The sequence below is a fragment of the Mycoplasma sp. P36-A1 genome (assembly GCF_049478495.1).
Taxonomy (GTDB): Bacteria; Bacillota_I; Bacilli_A; order JAJDGJ01; family JAJDGJ01; genus P36-A1.
The window spans coordinates 1,510,017-1,529,874 of record NZ_CP168083.1; the positions used below are offsets into that span (position 1 = coordinate 1,510,017).

Here is a 19,858-nt window from a genome sequence, read left to right on the forward strand (position 1 = left end):
AGATTAATATAGTATATGTGATTAAATATATACAATAAATGGAGGATAAATTTATATGGCAAAGACATTCACTATCAGTGATACCAATGCAGTATTAAACTTTTCAAAAAGTTATTGCACTACAAAAATTGAATTACTAAAATCAAAAGGATTTCATGCGATATGTAAAAGACATATCGAGTATATCAAAAGAAAAGATAAACCACTTTATCATAAACTAAATGCAATTAATACCAATGATCGACTACTTATAGAAGATTTAATTGCGATATTCAAATTGTTGTTAGTAATGGATATTGAAAACATAAAAAAAATACATACAGACTTAGAAAGATATTTAGAAAAATCAGATGATATTTTAGAGTTTGTTGAAACAATGTATGATTACTGGCGTACATTAGAAAGATATGCCTTAATACATAATAAAAAAACCCAAATGGGATTACAAAATCAACAATTTATTAAATCAATGGATGATTTTGAAAAGTTAGTTTTAGATGCCTATAGAACTATATCAGAAAGCTTAATGGGTAAGAAAAATCGTGTATATCGACAACTAATTGCAGGAGTTAATGCTGGTATTGTTTTGAACGAAACAAAATTAGAAGTTGAAAAAGGTGTATACGATCAACTTAGAGCTATTCCAATTATAGAATCTATTATTTTAAATCCTCCATTCATTACTTATCCTCGTCGTAATACTAGAACAGGAGTTTTTAAAGAAGTAGACACTAATCCATTAATTGGTGTTGATTTAGATAAAAATGAATTTATGTGCTATCCTGCAAGAGTTGGAAAATACTTTGCACTAATCTATTTCCATAAAGATTTTATGTCAATGGGTGTAACTTTAGGTAACTTATTTGAACTTGCAGATACTGATTTCATTAGAGACCACAAACCAGATATGATCTATGTTTATGGAGCAAAAGATGTTGAAGAAAAAACTGCTTTCTATCATGATAAAGATGAAGACTTATTTATTGGATATGCTTCATATAGTGATGAGTTTGATTATTTTGGATACATGAAGAAAATGATTTTAACTTTACATAATGTTAAAGGTATCGATCATGGAGGTCTTCCTATTCATGGTGCAATGGCAATTATTACAATGGATAATGGCTTACAAAAAAATGTAATAATCATGGGTGATTCTGGAGCAGGTAAATCAGAAACATTAGAAGCATTAAGAACATTAGAAGATAATGGTATTACCGATATTAAAATCATCTTTGATGATATGGGTATCCTATTTGAATCAGAAGGAAAAATAAAAGCATACGGTACTGAAATTGGAGCTTTTGTAAGACTTGATGATTTAGACCCTGGTTATGCTTATCGAACTATTGATCGTTCAATCTTTATGAATCCTGATAAAATAAATGCTCGTATAGTAATACCAGTTGCAACATATGATGATATTACTAAAGGATATGAAATAGATATGTTCTTGTATGCAAACAACTATGATAATCATGATCAACCAATTGTGTTCTATACTGATGAAAAAGAAGCAAAACAAGTTTTTGTAGATGGTGCTAGATTTGCCAAAGGTACTACTTCTGAAATTGGACTTGTTAAATCATACTTTGCAAATCCATTTGGGCCAGTTCAAAGACAAGCTCAAACAGATGTATTAATCGATAAATACTTTGATAAAATGTTTGCTGAAAAAATACAAGTAGGTGCATTAATGACTAGATTAGGAATTAAAGGTTTTGAAAGAACTGGTCCTGAATTAGCAGCTAATTCACTACTAGAATACTTAAAAAAATAAATAAAAATATTATAAAGATGACGTATCTTATTATGTCATCTTTTTTATTAGGTAATGATTTAGCTTACATAAAAAAAAGCAATTACATTAAATAGTGTAATCACTTTAAATATAAATGTTAAAATTATAACTTTTTGATAATTAATTTATCAGTTGTTAATTTTCTAACAGTATGAATTCCTTGATCATTAGTATAATTAGTTACATCATTATTAGTATCTTCAATATTAACTTCTTGATTTGATTTTCCAACAGCAATAATATTAATAGGATAAAAGTTATCAACACCAATTTTTTCTTTAAAGATTATTCTATCAAAACTATGAATATCTAAACTTGCATATCCTAATTTTTGTAATGCTTCTCTAATTATTTGAACAGAAATACCACAGTTAACACCAGTTAAAAAATCAACTGGGATGTCTTGTTCTAAACCAATAACAATAAATCCTCCACAAGCTTTTTCTTGAGGAATATTGTGTTTTGTAGGTAGATTTGTAGCATTAAACATTGTATCAACACTATCTAAATCAGTTACTAAAGCAAATCTTAATTTTTGAGCATTAACTGCACTTGCAGCATATCTTGCACATTCTATAGCTTTTTCTAAATCTTCTAATACCACAGACTCTGGAATCATTTCTCTTCTACTTCTCAAATTTTTTAAATCTTCTAAATAATTATTCAACATGTGCTATTCCAACCTTTCTTTCTTTACCAGTTATTTCATTTACAGTAATCTTAAAAATGTTAGTACGTTGCAACGAACGTTCTATTGCATTGTTAAAATCATCCATATTATAGGGTGCATACCTCTTACTTATTTCTTCTAAAACCTTAATTTGTATAGTTCTATCTTCTACAATAGTTGCACTACCATAAGCAATTGCTGATTCATAATTAATAGTAAATCTTTTAGCAACTGGCTCCATGTTAATGGCAGCACTAACACAAACATTAGCACTATGCTTTAAGCATTCTATCTTTTTTCCTTTTAAACCACCATGAAAATAAATATCATCATCAATTACAACTGGCGATATCGCAAAAACATAAGGCATATTATCAATATCATTCATCCCAATAAAGGCATAATCGCAATTATTAAAAACATCATAAGCTAGTTCTTTTTTAAAACTCATTAGTATCACCCTTCCTTAAAATATTATAGCACACTATTAATTATAAATTAGAATGTAAAGTATGCAGTTTGTACTATAAACACAAAATAACCAATCACTTTAATTATAGTGTATAATAAATAAAGAGGTGATTATTATGAAATGTGCAATTCTAAGTATTGGTAATGAATTAATTGAAGGTTATGTTACTAATACAAATGCAACTTATTTTTCAAGTAAATTAAATGAAATTGGAATCGATGTTCATGTTCAACTTACCGTTTTAGATAAAGAACAAGATATTATTGATGCTATAAATTTATTAAAGATTAAACATGATTTAATAATAGTTAGTGGTGGTTTAGGCCCAACTGGCGATGATATTACTAAAGAAAGTATTGCAAAAGCACTTGATTTAAAACTTAATATTAATGATAATGAATTAAATAAACTAAAAGAACATTTTAAACAAAGAAATATTGAATATAAAGATGTAAATTCAAAACAAGCATTGTTTACTTCAATTGATACTATTCTAATTAATAACAGAGGTACTGCAAATGGTTACTACTTTGATAAAGATAATGTATCATATTGTATTTTACCAGGTCCACCAGTTGAAAATAGAGTTATGTTTGATGAGTATATAAAAACATTAATTAAAACAGAAATTTATGAATTAGACTTATATTTAACTGGAATTGGCGAAAGTAATGCTGAAAGTATGATGCTACATCTTTATGATAAATATGATGAAGTCTTTATCGGTACATATATGCAAGACTTTGGTATCAATTTTAGAATTAGATCAAGCAACAAAGAACAAATAAGAAATTGTTTTAATGAACTTAAAGAAATATTTAGTGCTTATTATCTTTGTGATAGTTCAAAACCAATAGAAGTATTTGTCAATCAACTAATACAAGAACATATAACTATTTCTTTTGCAGAAAGTTGTACTGCAGGGCTTGCATGTTCATTAATATCACAAATATCTGGTGTTTCTTCTATTTTAAATGAAAGCCATGTAACTTATGCTAATGAAGCAAAAGAAAAATATTTAAATGTTAGTCCTATAACTTTACAAAACTATGGAGCTGTAAGTGAACAGTGTGCTAAGGAAATGGCTTTAGGTTTAGCTAAATTAACTAGTGCAGACTTAAGTATCTCAATTACTGGAATAGCAGGACCTAATGGTGGAAGTATTGAAAAACCTGTAGGCACAGTCTATTTTGCAATTGCATATAAAAACAATATCTATAACTATCATCAACAATTTGGTGGTAACAGAACCTTAGTACAAGCAAGAGCAGCAAAATATATTATATTTGAAGCATTAAGGTTAGTTCAACATGGCTAAGATCGTAATAATTGGAGCTGGAGTCTGTGGCATCATGAGTGCAATTCAGCTAAAAGATACAAACAATGAAATAATTATACTTGAGCAAAGCAATGAACCATTGAGAAAACTAAAAGCTAGTGGTAATGGAAGATGTAACCTGACAAATAATAAACCTATTAAAGAATTTCTAGATCACTTAGATAACTCTAAATTCATGTATCCTTTAATTAAACAATTTGGACCACAACAAATAATAGACTTTTTTGAAAACAATAATGTAATGCTTAAAGAAGAACGTAATAACAGAATATTTCCTGTTACAAATGATTCATTAACAATTGTAGATGCACTGCTATATTTAGTAAAAGATATTAGTATATTAAAAAATGAAAGAGTCATTAATATTGTTAAGGAAAATGATACCTTTGAAATACAGACAGACTCAAATCTTTTTAAAGCTGATTATGTAATATTAGCTACAGGGGGAATGACATATCCTAATTTAGGTGGAAATAAGGATGGATTTAATATAGCTAAAAATCTTGATATTAAAGTTGAACCTCTTTTAGCAAATGAATGTTCAATAAATGTAAAGATACCATTACCAGAATTAATGGGTATAAGTCTACAAGATATTAATGTCACTATTAAAGCTGGTAATAAAAACATTAAAACCATAAATGGTGATATATTATTTACACATTTTGGTTTAAGTGGACCTGCAATCTTAGATTCAAGCATGTATATCAACAAACATCAAAAAGAACATGTAGAAATAAGCTTATCTTTATTAAATAAAGACTACGAACAAACAAGGTCTTATATTTTACAATTAATAAAAGAAAATCCTAAAAAACAATTAAAGAAATTGTTAGCTAAAGAAATAACAAGTAATCTTGCTGATTACATTTGTAATCAAGCTAATATTACTCAAGATAATAGCTACTTAAATAAACAACAAATTAATAGTATAACTCATCTATTGAGTAATTTTACTTTTGAGTTTAAAAGTTTATATAAGCCAGAATCTGCCTTTGTTACTGGTGGTGGAATCAACTTAAAGGAACTTAAGCCAAAATCTTTAGAAAGCAAAAAAATCTCTAATCTTTACTTTGGAGGTGAACTGATAGACATTAGTGGTAGTATTGGAGGATATAACATAAGTGTAGCCTTGAGCTGTGGTTATGCAATAGCAAAAGATATTACAACTAAAACATCAGCTAAGTATTAACAAAAGACATTTAACCAGATAAATTATTAATTTGGTTAAATGTCTTTTTTATTATATTTTATTTTTTATTTTTTCAATTCTTTGTTTAATTTTTTGTAAACGTTTTGAATTAACTATTCCAAAACCATCATAGTTTTCTTTCCATCTTTTAAATAATGGTTTATCACTTGTATATATACTTTCTATTTTAGCAGATAATTTTTTCAATCCACTAGATATATTTAGCTTTTCAACAGCCTTAATAAAATCATCAAAACTAATTCTTTCAACGAGTACATCATCTATAAGTTTATTATAAATTGCTTTTTGACCATCTTTAACTTCAAGTAATACTTTACTATGTAACTCTTCAATATATTTAGTTATTTCTTTAACTTTAAATAATTGTCTAGCAGTAGTAATTAAATCAAGAATCATTATTGCTAAGATAACATAAACTATAATACTTAAAGTACTATAAGTAAATACATTTATTAATTTATTAACTTCAGGTTGAACAATTCTAATCATTACACAACCTAAGATACACCAATCTATACTATTTTCTAAACAAACATAACCTTGTAAATTAAAAGGTTTCTTAGAATAATCCCACCATCTAGTTTTAAAAGTCTTTTCAAGAACAAAACCAGTTATATACTCTAACACACTACAAATTATTCCACTTGAAATAAACAATAAAAATATATTGCTATGAAATGGTGATAAAAGTTTTAATATTATTATCATTCCAACTCCATAAATAGGAGTATAAGGACCCTTTAAAAACCCTCTATTTACAAACTTACCTTTTCTCATTGTAAATAACAAAGACTCCATCAACCAACCAAAAAAACTATATATTATAAATATAGCGCCTATATATACCATTAACACACCATCCTTATAGAAATCAAAATGAATGCTTAAAAAAGCATTCATTTAATTATTATGCATTTTTCCCTGCAATCATAAAAATAACTCCTTTAGCTTTAACTAAAGCATCCCATATTTGACGATTGCTATCGACATCAGCTTCACCAATAATAATTACATTACCAGGATCTTCTAAATTATCTAATAAATTACTTGCACTACCTTTTATTTGATCAGGTAAATTAACTAAAATACTTCCTGCCATTTTAGTTATTAAAGAAGAGTATTCTCTTGCCACTATTTCAATAGCAATAGAATCATTTGAAATGTTTAATTCTTTAGAAAATAGCTTTAAATATTCTTGTTTTATATGTTCTGCTAATAACATTGATCCATCTTCAGGTTGTGCTAAAAAAGTTTTTAAATTATCATCTACATTTATACTAACTTTTTTATCTTCATACTTAATAGTAATATTCTCATATTGTTCTGTATTCATATATAATCCTCCATTTTAATTGCTTAAATAGCATCTACACAAAAGTATATACTATTAGATTAAAAAATAAAAATGAAACACTTTACTTTAACCCTCGTTTTAAATTATTTATAAATACAATTAAAGATACTAACCAAGCTACTGCTACTATTTTTTTTACAGTTGCAAAATCGGCATCCATGAAAAATAAAGAATATATAAATAATACACTACAAAAACTAAACAATACTATTATAAGCCTTCTTATATTATGTTTTCTCTCAATTTCACGATTCATTTTTCCACCTCACTCCATCTATAAAATAATTTCATAAATATAATATAATTATACCATAATAAAAGAAGTACACAATTAATTCGCAATTAATCATCAATAACACCCCTAAAAGTCTAATTTATCAGTTATAAATATAAAATAAATTGATTAGCAAACTCTATGTCAAATTGTTGTATAATTTGACAATTTGGCATAAATAATATATAATTAAATAGCTATAAATAAACAGCAGTTCATTAAGTAAAGTAGATATGAATTACAATTAAAGATAAGTAATCGGCTGTTAGATGAAAGTCGCGTAATTTATCCCTATTAGAAAATGATGAATTTGTTATTGTGGCCAAAAACAATAATAAAATATAGGAGGATTTAAGATGGCAAGATATACAGGACCATCTTGGAAGCTTTCAAGAAGATTAGGATTCTCAATTCTTGAAAACGGAAAAGAATTACAAAAAAGACCTTATGCACCAGGACAACATGGTAAAGGTAGAAGAACAAAATTATCAGAGTATGGATTACAATTACACGAAAAACAAAAAGTAAGATTTATGTATGGTGTAAATGAAAAACAATTCCACACTACTTTCAAAAAAGCTAAAAAGAAAAGATTAGACCCTATCTTAGGTAGTGGATTCTTATTCTTACTAGAATGTCGTTTAGATAATTTAGTATATAGAATGGGACTTTCTAATACTAGACGTGGTGCTCGTCAATTAGTTAACCACAATCACATTTTAGTTGATGGAAAAAAAGTAAATATTCCTTCATACAGTGTTAAACCAGGACAAACTATTAGCATTAGAGAAAAATCTAAAAACTTAGCTACTATTAAAGAAGCTATGGAAGCTAGAGTTCACATTCCTGAATTCGTTGAATTTGACGCTAATAAAATGGAAGGTAAATTCGTAAGATTACCACAAAGAAATGAACTTAACCAAGAAATTAATGAATCTCTAATCGTTGAGTACTATAATAAATTAGGATAATATTCTAACTAAAAAATCTGTAATGTATTGATTTTATAATCATGCATTGCAGATTTTTTTGCTTTCAGACATGTTTACTGAATTATTAGTACATCAAAACAAGAGATCAATTAAGCTGTAGTCTGCTTTTTTATTGTAGATCCATTTTCAGTTGACAAATGCATACTCTAAATATTCTTTCTGCTTGTATACTTGTCTATTTTCTTAAGTTACTAACAAAATCACCTGAAAAGTTTTAATATTTTTTTACATTTCATCAAGTACAAGTATGATTTTCATTCAACTAATTTATTAAAATTAGTATAAAGGTATCAAAATTAAAAACTAATTATAAAAAAAATAAAAAGATATAACATTGCTGTTGCATCTCAAATTAACTTATAATATTAAATTTTACATTATGTATTTGTCTTTGTTTGTAGACCTATTATACCATCTTTTTCGTAGTCTTATTTCCATCTAGCTATCATTGCAGAGTTATTGATATCATATTTCATTGCTAAATCTAAATAACTAATACTCGAAGTTAAATATTCTTTAACAACCATAAATTTAAAATCTTGATCATATATTTTATTTGATCTTGATTTTTTAATGAATCTACACCTTTTCCTTCAAAATGTCTAATCCATTTACGAAGCATTGATCTATCTATATTATTAGATTTAGCAACACTAGTTATACTTTTTCGTCCACTTTTGTATTCATTTATTAATTTCATTTTAAATTCTAGGCTATATTTAGCCATATAAAAACACCCCTTAAAGTTAGATTTTTTGGTCTAACTTTTTGGGTGCATTGCATAGACGGTTTTAATATTTAATTCTTTTTATTGTATTCAATATACAAACATACGCTTAAAGCTGTTAATACTAATACACTACTATAAATCACAAAATTACTACCAGTAACTGGTAAAGTGATTTTATTACTATCATTAGTATTTTTGGTTTTGTTATCTTTTTCTTCCTTAGAATTATTGTCTTTTTCTTTATCTATAATAGGTGCTTTTTCTTTTTCTACATAATTAATAATAATATTAATATTATTATTTATATCATTAATATTTATTTTACCATTAGAGACATATTCTTTTAATAGACTTTTATTTACAATCTTTATAGAATAATCTCTATATTGATATAAAGCAGTATCTATTACATTATTATCAGGTAATAAGTTTACTTTAATATCTTCTAATTCTTCAACAAGTAAATTATCTTCCTTGAAAAGCTTCAACTGTTTATTACTATTATTAGTTAAAATATATTTAATATTAACTTTAAATGACTTTTGTTTTATATAGTATGCATTTATTTCAATGGGCTCTACTATATTAGATATTACTAATTCATTGTTACTATTTAGTTTGTAATTTTTGATGTTATCTTTGATACTATCAAATTTATACAATTCATTTTTTGAATTAATTTTTTGTATTATTGTTTGTACAAGATCACTTTTATGCTTTACAGGAATAATTAATTGTTTTCTTAAGATATTTTTTTCATTATCTTTTTCTAAATAGTTAATAATAACATTATTTGTATGAACTTTATAATATACATTTATCATATTAGAGTTTTTGATGTTTGAAATAATTATTTCATCATTACTATTTAAGCCATACTTACCATGTTCAGCTTTAATGCTATCAAAATCATATAACATATTATTTGCTACTAAAAGTCTAGAGATAGCTTGATTTAATGTTTCACCATATCCTACTTTTACAGTAATTTGCTTGTCTAAAATATTGCTTTCATTACCTTTTTCTAAAAAATTAATGACTATGTTAAATTGAACTTTTTCAAAATAGACAGTGTATTCAGAATTTTCTATAATATTATTTAGTGTATATTTAGAATTTGTAAAAGTAATATTTTCACCAGTTTTATTATTAATAGCTTTTACAAATTTATACTTATCAGCATTTAAATAACTTTTATATCTTTGATTAATTATTGTACTTTCACCATCTATAACTGTAGATTCTGTAGATTCACAGTTTTTATCGCCAATCAAACAATAATTAACTTTTACATTATGTTCTTTAACAACAGGTTCTTCTATTTTATAATAATATTTAATAAGATTAGTTATTCCTACTTCTCCACTAAATAAATTATAAACTTTAACTAGTTTATCACCATCTTTGTCAATAATAATATTTCTAATATAATCAACATCAACATCTTTTATTCCTTGTTCATCTTTAATAGTGTTTGCATCAATATCTGCAGCAGCAATGTGATCTTGTGCATAACCTATTATACTAAAACGGTAATCTACTAAATCTAGTTTTTGTCCATTATACTGTTTAATCTTGCTTGCTATTTTACAATCACTAAATACAGGACTATCATCATCACCTTCAAATTTAACTTCAACAGATGAACCATCATCATTTAGAATATAATGTTCAACTTGAGTATCAGCATGGTCAAAATTATTTACAAAATATTGTTTATAAATTGTTTCATTAGCAACAGTTGGCACTTTAACAATTTGATCATCAGTTTGCCAAACACCATAATAATCATCAAACTTACCATTACTACCAATATATTTAGATATTGTAATATCACTACCAGCTTCACCACTTAAGGTTATAGGTAATAAATCTCTTCTTTTTGAATCACATTCACTAGATGTTTCTACAAATGGTATTAATGTGAATGATATTATATTTTTTGTTTCTTTTTCATTATTTACTTTATCAATATCTTTTTGCTGATTTGTTATTTCTGCATTAATACTATTAACTGCAAAACCTACATTTACTAGCAAAAAAAATACGACTAGAACACTAATCATCTTTTTAAATTTTTTCATTTAATTATCTTTCCATTCATTTTATAATTAGAATTATCTTCTTTTGATATTTTTAAAAATACGTTTTATGTCCATATGGAATTCTTACATGTATACATATAGTATACAACCAATTATATTTTTTGCAATAGAATTGTGTTCAATTAACTACATATTTTGTATTCAACTATTTATACACAACACTGAAATCACACAAACGTTGATATCTATCGTGTTTTATATATTTAATCTACATTTGACATTATTGTGAACTTTTAGTTTAAGACTTTAGATATCACACTTTTTACTATAATTGATACTAATAGACTTTAAGTAAATTATTATATAAATATCCACTTTAAAAATTATAATTTATCTTTTTTTCACACTTTATTGCAATTAAAACTAAATTTGTCTACCTAATTTTCTTATATTTTTCTAAAATAGATTGAATCACTAATTTATTTATTATTTTATTTAGTAATTAACAGTACTATTATTTAATCTTTATATTTTTATAGAAACTATTGTTTACTTTTTACTAAAATGCGATAATATCATTAATTACTTGGAGGTATTATATGAAAATAAATAAGACTAAAATATATATTATGTTATTATTCATGGTGTTTGTAACTTCTATGCTTTATATACATAAAATAAGCAACAATAGAAGTGATGCATTACAACATACTGAATTAGTAAATGAAGATCATGAACTTAGCAAACAAAAAGAAGTGTTACTTGATTATTATCAAGCAATTGCTCATGTCTCATATGAAGTATCTGATGCTGCTTCTGCTTTGATAGTTTTGACTGATAAAACTATGAATAACATTATCACTAATCATTCTAGCAATATTAAAAAATATCAGAGTTTAGTTGATACTCTTAGAGTTAATTCTAAAAATTATCCATTAATTACTTTAACTATTTTGGATGATATTGAAAGTGTTAATGATGCACACTTGGTAATTATGAATGGTGTTGTCTATTTTGATGTTTCTAATATTAATTTTTAGTACAAAAAAATCAATATACCATATAATGATATATTGATTAGTATTGATATTCTTAATATCATGTGATTTCTTATAGAAGATACATGATATAAAAATAAATTTCTTTTAACTTAGTTTTATTATTTAGTTTTTTCTTTTTTTATCTAAGTAAACACTTACTATTAATGCAATAGACATGAACATAATACTATAAAGAATTATATAATTACCTGTACTTGGTAAGTATGTTTCTGTATCATCATTATCTGTTGCGATATTTGATGTTTGATCTGTATCACTTTCATTAACAATGTTATTTACATCTGTTAAGTTAGTATCATTATTTGAATCAACATCACTATCTGTAATTATTTCATCTTTTTCATTAGTTGTTGTTTCTTTTTCAACATAGTAGATTTCGATATCTTTATCTTTAGTGATATTTGTAATCTCAATTGTTTCACTACTATCTGTTACATTAGATCCTTCTCTACTTAGCTTATTTGCTTCTTTTCTTGTAATCTTATAGTCTTTATATTCGTGGAGATTTGTATCTACACCTTGTTCTGGTAGTTTATTAACTGTATGAGATTCACCTTCTCTAATACTAGCATCTTCCAATTTATGTAATTCAGTTTTTTCTACTCCAACAGAATCTACAAGTACATATCTAACATTTACATTTAAGAATGATACTTGTTTATAGTAAACATTGATTGTAGTATCACTTGTAATATTATCTAATACTAATTTACCATCTTCTAATTCGTATTGATTATCATCACCAACTTTTATTAGCTCATAAAGAACACCGTCTTTTGTGATTTCATTTTCAATTTCAGCATTGAAGTTTCCATAATAATTAATATCTTCATTTACCGAAGTCATTATTTCACTACTATTTTCATCTTCTAAAAAGTTTACTGTTACTTTATTATTCATAACTTCATAGTACACATTGATTACTAAATCATCTTTAATTTTTTCTATCTTAAGCTTAGAATTTTGATTTAAAAAATGTTCATTATTATTACTATCTATGATATTTACTAATTTGTATCTTGTATCATTAGCATTTACTTCATCATTAATAATCATTTTAAATTTTTCGTGATGATCAATTGTTTCTTCTTTTGTATCTAATATTTGATCTTTAGTAGCATTATCTAAGAAATTAACTTTTACATTACTAGTCTTAATAGTATAATACGCTATAAACGTTTCATTTTTATCTATTTTTGTAATAAGTTGACTATTTTTATCTAACTGTACTTCCTTACCATTATTTACAACTTTAACTAAATTATATTCTTTTTTAGTATAATCACTTGTAATAGGATTTTGAATTTTTACATTCAATCCTTCATCTTGTTTTATTTGTAATTTTTTATCATCTTTTAACTTATAATCAGTACCTTCTTTTAAATACTTTATAGTAACATCATATTTCACTTTTTTATAGTATAATTTTATGTTTCTATTTTTTGTAGTGTTTGCAATTGTAATTTTATGATCAGTTAGTGATATTTCTTTTCCATCAAGTTTAGCTTTTACAAATTCATATTTTTTATTTTTTATATAAATTATGTTATCTACATAAAATTTAAATTCTTTATCATGTGATACCATACGATCTTCTGAATCTCTTAATGTTTCATCATCTTTTTTATCAATAAATTCAACTTGTACAAGGTGCTTACGTTCTTGATAAGTTGCATTAATAGTTTTATTTTTACTAATTTTATTTAAAACTAATTTCCCTTCTATATATGATACATCTTTATCGCAACTTGTTTTAGCACTTTTAAAATCATAAGTCTTTCCATTACTTTTAAGAGTTTTTAAAATGTCAAAATTTAAGTTATTTCCTTCTGTAATTGTTACAGTACTTGCTTTTTCTATTGAATTACTATTATTGTCTAAGTAATTAATAGTTACTTTATAGTCTTTCTTTTTATAACATGCTGTATATGTCTTATCTTTTCTTACATTTTTTATTTCATGTTGATTACCAGAAAATTGTACTTCTTTTTGATCATTATCATACAATTTATCAATTATAAAACCATCTATTTCAGAAGGTATATTCTTAGTTACTGATCCATTATTAGCAACTTTACTTGTTATTGGAGCTTTTACTTTTTCATCTGTTGAACATTTTTTATATTTCATAGTAACTTGATGAGATTTTTTAATAAAGTTAACTGTAATTGTAGTATTTCTTCTTATAGTTGATCGGTATGTCTGATTTGTAAAGGTAATGTTTTGTCCATTACTATTAGCACTATCATATCTGTATAAACTAGTATCAGTATACTTACCAAATCTTTTATTAACTGTTAAACTGCTACCACTTTTTACAGTTTTAATATCAGATAAACATGTACTTGAATTATCTTTAACACAATATTTTATTGTAACTGTATAGTTGTTTTCTCTTCTGCTATCAACAGTATTTTGTTCACTGTTATTTTTAGAAACATCTTGTTTTTCTTCAACTACTATTGTTTCATTTTTCTCTTCTTTAACAACTTCGTTTGTTTCTTTTTCTTTATTCTTTTCTTCAACAACTTCTTTTTTCTCTGGTTGTTTTAGTGTAGGCTCTTTGGCTTCTACTTTAGGGGGTTCTTTTTCTGCATTTAGCTGTTCTTTTAATTCTTCAGCTTGCTCTTTTTTCTTTGCATGTTCTGCATCTTCAATTTCTTTTTCTTCATTCATTTTTTGAGTTTGAGCAACATGTTCTTGATAATTTTGAGTTGTAGCTGTTATTACTTGCGAAGCAAAGTTAACATCAACAACTAAAAAGAATACCATTAATAGGCTCATTATTTTTTTAAGTGTTCTCATTCTATCTCCTCATAAATTGTATTTTGGTTACGAAATACCAGTTCCCGACTGTTTTACTTTAATGTATGTATTCAGTAACAGTTTGAGTATAGCAACTAATTGATATATAAACAATACTTATGCATAGTTTATTTTTTTCACTTAATTTGCATTAATATCGTATTTTTAGGAGTGTTTTGCTATTTGTTGAATATAAAATCACTTATTTATACTCATATAGTTAACTTTCTATATAATTCATTTATATATGTAACAGTCTGTATTTTTAATGAATTATCTACATATTTAGTATATTTGTTAGCTTATACTATTACCTTTAATTTAAAACAAAAATTCATAATATTAAAAAGATGATTTTGAGCATAAAAAAAGTCTACAGTTAGTATAACTTTTAGACTTTATATTTTTACTTATTTTCTGTTGTTGTTTCTGTTGTTTCTGTATTTACTCTACTCATCCTTCTAGATACACTTGGAATGTAGAAATCATTTAGTTCTCCATCTTTTAAAAGTTTTGCACTGTGCAATGCTTCTCTAAAATCTTTTTCTAAGAAAAAAGAAATTAATGTTCTTACAACAACAACTACTACTAATATCATTAATTCTGTCTGATCTGGACTTACTATTAATAATATTATATCTGCTACAATAAATAATTCTAAACCTAATAAAATATATGTTGCTAGATATGCTCTAATATTTTCTTTATAAACGATTTGTTCTAGATCATTGAATTTTGCAAACTCTACTTTTACTAGTTTTATTAATGATAATACTACTCCCCACATCATTATTATTACTGCAGCTCCATCTACAAAGTACTTGCAAATGTTGATAATCATTTTGATTGTTTCCATCTTAAACCCCTAAAAATTTTCTAATGCTTGAAATTTCTTCTGCATATTCTTCTAATATTTCTTCCATACTTAATCTATCTGTTTTTTTAACATGTAATGTTTCTACCTCATGGGCATTTATATGTCTAAAGATTACATGATCGATTGGTTTAAACGAATCGAATTGTGTTGGATAATTATTACCACCAGTAATAATTGATAGTCCTTTTTTATCTTTAAATGGTAATGGTTTTTTAAACTCGTATTTTACAGCAAATACTGTTTGTAGTCTTGATATAGCTTGTAACAGTTTAGCTGAATATGTACTAAAATGAATTGGACTCACTAATGCTACTACGTCAGCATCATCCATATCTTTTACCATTGCTTGAAAATCATCTTTTATTACACATTCATTAAAATGTGTAAAACAATATTTACAATCTATACAAGCTGCAATTTTATCATGATATGCTGAATAGACTTTGATATCTGCTTGTATATCTTTAATTACATGATTAAATAATTGCATGCTTATTCCATTTTTATGTGGTGATCCATTAATTACTACTATCTTCATTAGCTAATATCCCCTTTTCTTTATTAAAGAAATCTAAAAAAGTCATCTGTTTTGTTATTTTAGGATCAAATTGGAAAATATTAAAGAATATATCTATAAAGTATCCTACGAATATTAAAGATATAAATGTTCCTACTCCAAAGTTTCCACCTAATATGATTCCAGTTATTAATACTACTGCTTCTATAGCTGGTTTCACAAACTTAGTATCTTTTTTGTACTTATGTACTATTCCCATAATTAGTGCATCTCTAGCCCCTGCTCCATAAGTTGATTTTAAATATAGTGCAGTTCCTGCTGCTAATATAATTGCTCCTGAAACATTCATTATAACACCTATATAAAAATTTGGTGCAACTGGTACTAATGGCATCATTATATCAATTGCTATTCCCATGTACATTATATTAAATATTGTACCTGGTCCTGGAAAGATTTTTATTAGTGCTGATAATGCTAATATACAGTAACCAACATATATGCTTGCTTGTCCAAAGCTTATTCCTAGCTTACTTGACAATCCTTGGTGAAAAACGTCCCATGGTTGTACACCAATTTCTGCTTTCATTATTAAAGCGACTCCCAAAGTCATAATATTTACTCCAATAAATAAAAACAAGCATCTTTTAATTGTTAGTATTAATAGCTCTTTGTTCATCAATTAATCCTCTATTAGTTTTACTTCAGTTCTATATTCTTGAGCTAAGTCTGCATAATGAGATCCATTTTCAATTATATATTTTTTATCTGCTTCACTAACTGGTCTAATTGCCTTTGCTGGTCTACCAACTATTAGCATTCCTTCTTCAAAATCATGTCCTTTAGTTACTAGTGATCCAGCACCTACTAAACACCCCTTAGGTATCACAACACCATTAAGTAAAGTGCTTCCCATTCCTATCATACAATAATCACCAATAACAGCTCCATGAATAATACATCCATGACCTATTGTTGTATATTTACCAATTTCCACTGGATATGGTTCATCGTTATGAATAGCTGTTAACTCTTGTACATTTGCACCTTCTTTTATTGTAACAGGCGCTAAATCTCCACGAATTGTGGCATTATACCAAATGTTTGCTTTTGCTTCTATATTTACTTCTCCAATAATTTTTACACCATCTAATACTACTGCATCCTTATGAATACTAGGTGTTTTACCCTTAAATGAATAACATTTCATTTAAATCAACTCCTTCTATTAAATTATAACATATAATTATAATTTTTTTTATAAAATATCGACAATATTATATTTTTAAATATCAGAATTATAAATAATATCTTTGAATAAATTATTATTATTTATTTAATTTTTTTCACAAAAAAAAGCATCAACTCTTGTGAGTTAGATGCTTTTTGGTATTATTGATAGTTATCACCTTGTGCTATATCGTGTAGTGCCATGTATTTATCTATTGAATTTAAAACATTACCTTTATTTAATGACCATAATGGTGCTACAAGTTCTTCTACTTTTCCATCACCAGTTAGTCTTTGAATTACTACATCCTTATTTAGATAAGTTAGTTGTTTAACTACTAATTCAACATATTCTTCTAAACTTAGTAATGGCCAAGGATTTTCAATATATTGATTTGCCATTTTAGTATCTTTTAATAAATGTAACATATGTATTTTCACAGCATGAATATTAGGTATCTTAGCGATTCTTTTAACATTTTCTAACATCATTTCTTTAGTTTCTGTTGGTAATCCATTTATCATATGGATACAAACTTTAATATCTGTTTGATTTAACCTATTCATTGTATCTACAAAAACTTCATAATCATATCCTCTATTAAAAGATTTAGCACTTTGATCATAAGTTGTTTGTAGACCCATTTCGACCCAGATGTCTTTTTTTGTAGTTAATGATTGTAAGTAAGTTATTATTTCATCTGATAAACAATCAGGTCTTGTTGCAATTGAGATTGCTTTTACTTCATCTATTAAAGAGAATGGTTCAAATGTTTCTTTTAATACTTTAAGTGGTGCATAAGTATTAGTATATGCTTGAAAGTATGCAATATAGTCTGAATCAGGCCATTTATGTTTTACTCTTTCTTTGATATTTTTATATTGTAATGCTAGATCATCTTTTATATTACCTGCAAAATCGCCACTACCTAAAGCTGAACAAAAAGTGCATCCTCCAAATCCTGCACTACCATCTCTATTCGGGCATCCAAAATTGGTATTTAAACTTATTTTTGCTACTTTTTTTCCATATGTTTTCTTTAAATAATAACTAAAAGTATAATATCTTTTATTATCACAACTATTTTCAAATCTATTTTTCATCTAATCATCCTATTTTTTAAAGTATATATTTAATATTTTTTCTTTTATTTTAGTTTGCGGCATTAAATATACTGGCATTGAGAAAGTACTTGGTCTTGAGATATAGCCTTTTTCATGTGAAAATGTTTGAAAACTATATTTATTGTGATAGTTGCCAATTCCTGAATTTCCAACTCCACCAAAAGGAATACTTTCACTTGTTATGTGTAACAGTACATCGTTTATACATCCGCCACCAAAACTTATTTCTTTTATTATTTTCTTTTTTATTTTTATTGATTTTGTAAATAAATATAATGCTAATGGTTTTTCTTTATCTTTTATGTATTGGATTGCTTCTTCTATGTTTGTATATTCTATAATTGGTAAAAGTGGTCCAAAAATTTCTTCTTGCATAATTTTAGAATTATGACTTGGATTTTCTACCATGGTAAAACTTATTTTGGTATCATTATAAACTAACTCGTTTAATAATATTTCATTGTCTAATAAATCTAATAATCTTTTGTGATGGCTATCATTTATTATTTTTGGATAACTGTAATCATCTATACCATTAATTAAGTATTTATTAGCATAGTATTCTAATCTATTAATAACATCTTTTTTTATAGATTGGTCTACTAGAACATAGTCTGGTGCTATACATGTTTGTCCAGCATTTATTAATTTACCTTCAACAATCTTTTTACATGTTAAATCTAAGTTACAATCTTTTGCAATTATTACTGGACTTTTACCACCTAATTCTAATACTACTGGACATAGGTGCTTACTTGCTTTTTCATAAACAATTTGGCCAACTTTACTACTTCCTGTAAAAAATATCATATCAAATTTCTCATTTAATAATTTATCTGTAAAGCAACTATCTCCTGTAACAATTGAAAAGTCTTCTGGCTTAAAATACTTTGGTATTAGTTGTTTTAAAAGATTTTCAGTTGCTTTAGCTATTTCACTTGGCTTAAGTAACACTGTATTTCCAGCAGCTAATGAAGCAATACTTGGTTGTAATGATAATAATATTGGATAATTCCATGGTGCTATTATTAAGGTATTTCCATAGGGTTCATTAACTGTATAATTTCTTGCTGGTAATAAATGTAGTGTTGGCTTTTTTAATCTTGGTTTACTGTAAAAACTAAGATTTCTTTGTAGATGTTTGATTTCTTTATACAATAAAGCTAGTTCTGTTGTAAATGTTTGATAGTTATCTTTATTTAAGTCTTGATATACTGCATCATATATTAATTCAGTATTTTCTTCTAGCATTAATTTCATTTGTCTAAGCATATTGTAGCGGTGTGTAATATCTTTTGTCTTATTAGTATTAAAATAGTCTTTTTGTTTTTTTATTATTTCTTGATACATAGT

Annotated in this window: 19 protein-coding genes; 5 read left to right on the plus strand and 14 right to left on the minus strand. The window is 25.9% G+C overall.

Annotation, left to right across the window (positions count from 1 at the left end; all coding sequences use genetic code 4):
- Nucleotides 1-55: 55 nt before the first annotated feature.
- Nucleotides 56-1,780, plus strand: coding sequence for a hypothetical protein (locus ACD762_RS07375; protein ID WP_423363338.1), 1,725 nt, complete (start codon nt 56-58; stop codon nt 1,778-1,780).
- 124 nt (nt 1,781-1,904) lie between these two features.
- Here ACD762_RS07375 and ACD762_RS07380 read toward each other — a convergent pair whose 3' ends face one another.
- The gene (locus tag ACD762_RS07380; RefSeq protein ID WP_423363339.1) at nt 1,905-2,471 is read right to left on the minus strand and encodes a nitroreductase family protein; all 567 of its coding nucleotides are present in this window, start codon (nt 2,469-2,471) and stop codon (nt 1,905-1,907) included.
- Nucleotides 2,461-2,922, minus strand: coding sequence for a pyridoxamine 5'-phosphate oxidase family protein (locus ACD762_RS07385; RefSeq protein ID WP_423363340.1), 462 nt, complete (start codon nt 2,920-2,922; stop codon nt 2,461-2,463). The genes ACD762_RS07380 and ACD762_RS07385 overlap by 11 nt, the downstream gene beginning before the upstream one ends.
- A 136-nt stretch (nt 2,923-3,058) precedes the next feature.
- Here ACD762_RS07385 and ACD762_RS07390 point away from each other — a divergent pair, with 136 nt between their 5' ends.
- Together ACD762_RS07390 and ACD762_RS07395 are read left to right on the plus strand one after the other, a co-directional pair.
- Nucleotides 3,059-4,261, plus strand: coding sequence for a CinA family nicotinamide mononucleotide deamidase-related protein (locus ACD762_RS07390; RefSeq protein ID WP_423363341.1), 1,203 nt, complete (start codon nt 3,059-3,061; stop codon nt 4,259-4,261).
- Nucleotides 4,254-5,474 carry an aminoacetone oxidase family FAD-binding enzyme gene (locus ACD762_RS07395; RefSeq protein WP_423363342.1) on the plus strand — a complete coding sequence of 407 codons (1,221 nt, stop codon included), beginning with the start codon at nt 4,254-4,256 and terminating at the stop codon, nt 5,472-5,474. Before ACD762_RS07390 ends, ACD762_RS07395 begins: the two co-directional genes overlap by 8 nt.
- A gap of 51 nt (nt 5,475-5,525) precedes the next feature.
- Here ACD762_RS07395 and ACD762_RS07400 read toward each other — a convergent pair whose 3' ends face one another.
- The 3 genes from ACD762_RS07400 to ACD762_RS07410 all read right to left on the minus strand — a co-directional run bounded on the left by ACD762_RS07400 (nt 5,526) and on the right by ACD762_RS07410 (nt 7,105).
- The gene (locus tag ACD762_RS07400; RefSeq protein ID WP_423363343.1) at nt 5,526-6,344 is read right to left on the minus strand and encodes a putative ABC transporter permease; all 819 of its coding nucleotides are present in this window, start codon (nt 6,342-6,344) and stop codon (nt 5,526-5,528) included.
- 58 nt (nt 6,345-6,402) lie between these two features.
- The gene (locus ACD762_RS07405; protein ID WP_423363344.1) at nt 6,403-6,828 is read right to left on the minus strand and encodes a hypothetical protein; all 426 of its coding nucleotides are present in this window, start codon (nt 6,826-6,828) and stop codon (nt 6,403-6,405) included.
- An 82-nt stretch (nt 6,829-6,910) separates the two neighbouring features.
- Nucleotides 6,911-7,105: a hypothetical protein gene (locus ACD762_RS07410; protein ID WP_423363345.1), complete on the minus strand. Its 195-nt coding sequence runs from the start codon at nt 7,103-7,105 to the stop codon at nt 6,911-6,913.
- Between the two features lie 374 nt (nt 7,106-7,479).
- Between ACD762_RS07410 and rpsD the strand changes: the two genes are divergently transcribed.
- Nucleotides 7,480-8,094 (plus strand): 30S ribosomal protein S4, encoded by a 615-nt coding sequence (gene rpsD, locus ACD762_RS07415; protein ID WP_423363346.1) that lies wholly within the window; start codon nt 7,480-7,482, stop codon nt 8,092-8,094.
- A 526-nt stretch (nt 8,095-8,620) separates the two neighbouring features.
- Here rpsD and ACD762_RS07420 read toward each other — a convergent pair.
- Together ACD762_RS07420 and ACD762_RS07425 are read right to left on the minus strand one after the other, a co-directional pair.
- Nucleotides 8,621-8,842, minus strand: coding sequence for a transposase (locus tag ACD762_RS07420; RefSeq protein ID WP_423363347.1), 222 nt, complete (start codon nt 8,840-8,842; stop codon nt 8,621-8,623).
- A 71-nt stretch (nt 8,843-8,913) separates the two neighbouring features.
- Complete coding sequence (locus ACD762_RS07425) at nt 8,914-10,929, minus strand: hypothetical protein (RefSeq protein ID WP_423363348.1); 2,016 nt, start codon at nt 10,927-10,929, stop codon at nt 8,914-8,916.
- Between the two features lie 560 nt (nt 10,930-11,489).
- Here ACD762_RS07425 and ACD762_RS07430 point away from each other — a divergent pair.
- A complete protein-coding gene (locus ACD762_RS07430) occupies nt 11,490-11,930 on the plus strand; it encodes a hypothetical protein (RefSeq protein WP_423363349.1) in 441 nt (146 codons plus the stop codon).
- 123 nt (nt 11,931-12,053) lie between these two features.
- Here the strand turns inward: ACD762_RS07430 and ACD762_RS07435 are convergent, their stop codons facing one another.
- The 7 genes from ACD762_RS07435 to ACD762_RS07465 all read right to left on the minus strand — a co-directional run bounded on the left by ACD762_RS07435 (nt 12,054) and on the right by ACD762_RS07465 (nt 19,855).
- The gene (locus ACD762_RS07435; RefSeq protein ID WP_423363350.1) at nt 12,054-14,756 is read right to left on the minus strand and encodes a hypothetical protein; all 2,703 of its coding nucleotides are present in this window, start codon (nt 14,754-14,756) and stop codon (nt 12,054-12,056) included.
- A gap of 406 nt (nt 14,757-15,162) precedes the next feature.
- Nucleotides 15,163-15,612: a DUF1622 domain-containing protein gene (locus ACD762_RS07440; RefSeq protein ID WP_423363351.1), complete on the minus strand. Its 450-nt coding sequence runs from the start codon at nt 15,610-15,612 to the stop codon at nt 15,163-15,165.
- Between the two features lies 1 nt (nt 15,613).
- The gene (locus ACD762_RS07445) at nt 15,614-16,171 is read right to left on the minus strand and encodes a flavodoxin family protein (protein WP_423363352.1); all 558 of its coding nucleotides are present in this window, start codon (nt 16,169-16,171) and stop codon (nt 15,614-15,616) included.
- Nucleotides 16,152-16,829, minus strand: coding sequence for a YczE/YyaS/YitT family protein (locus ACD762_RS07450; RefSeq protein WP_423363353.1), 678 nt, complete (start codon nt 16,827-16,829; stop codon nt 16,152-16,154). Before ACD762_RS07450 ends, ACD762_RS07445 begins: the two co-directional genes overlap by 20 nt.
- Nucleotides 16,830-16,832: 3 nt before the next feature.
- A complete protein-coding gene (locus ACD762_RS07455) occupies nt 16,833-17,360 on the minus strand; it encodes a gamma carbonic anhydrase family protein (protein WP_423363354.1) in 528 nt (175 codons plus the stop codon).
- A gap of 182 nt (nt 17,361-17,542) precedes the next feature.
- Nucleotides 17,543-18,484, minus strand: a complete 942-nt coding sequence (locus tag ACD762_RS07460) for a TIGR01212 family radical SAM protein (RefSeq protein WP_423363355.1) — start codon at nt 18,482-18,484, stop codon at nt 17,543-17,545.
- A gap of 9 nt (nt 18,485-18,493) precedes the next feature.
- Nucleotides 18,494-19,855: an aldehyde dehydrogenase family protein gene (locus tag ACD762_RS07465; RefSeq protein WP_423363356.1), complete on the minus strand. Its 1,362-nt coding sequence runs from the start codon at nt 19,853-19,855 to the stop codon at nt 18,494-18,496.
- Between the last annotated feature and the right edge of the window lie 3 nt (nt 19,856-19,858).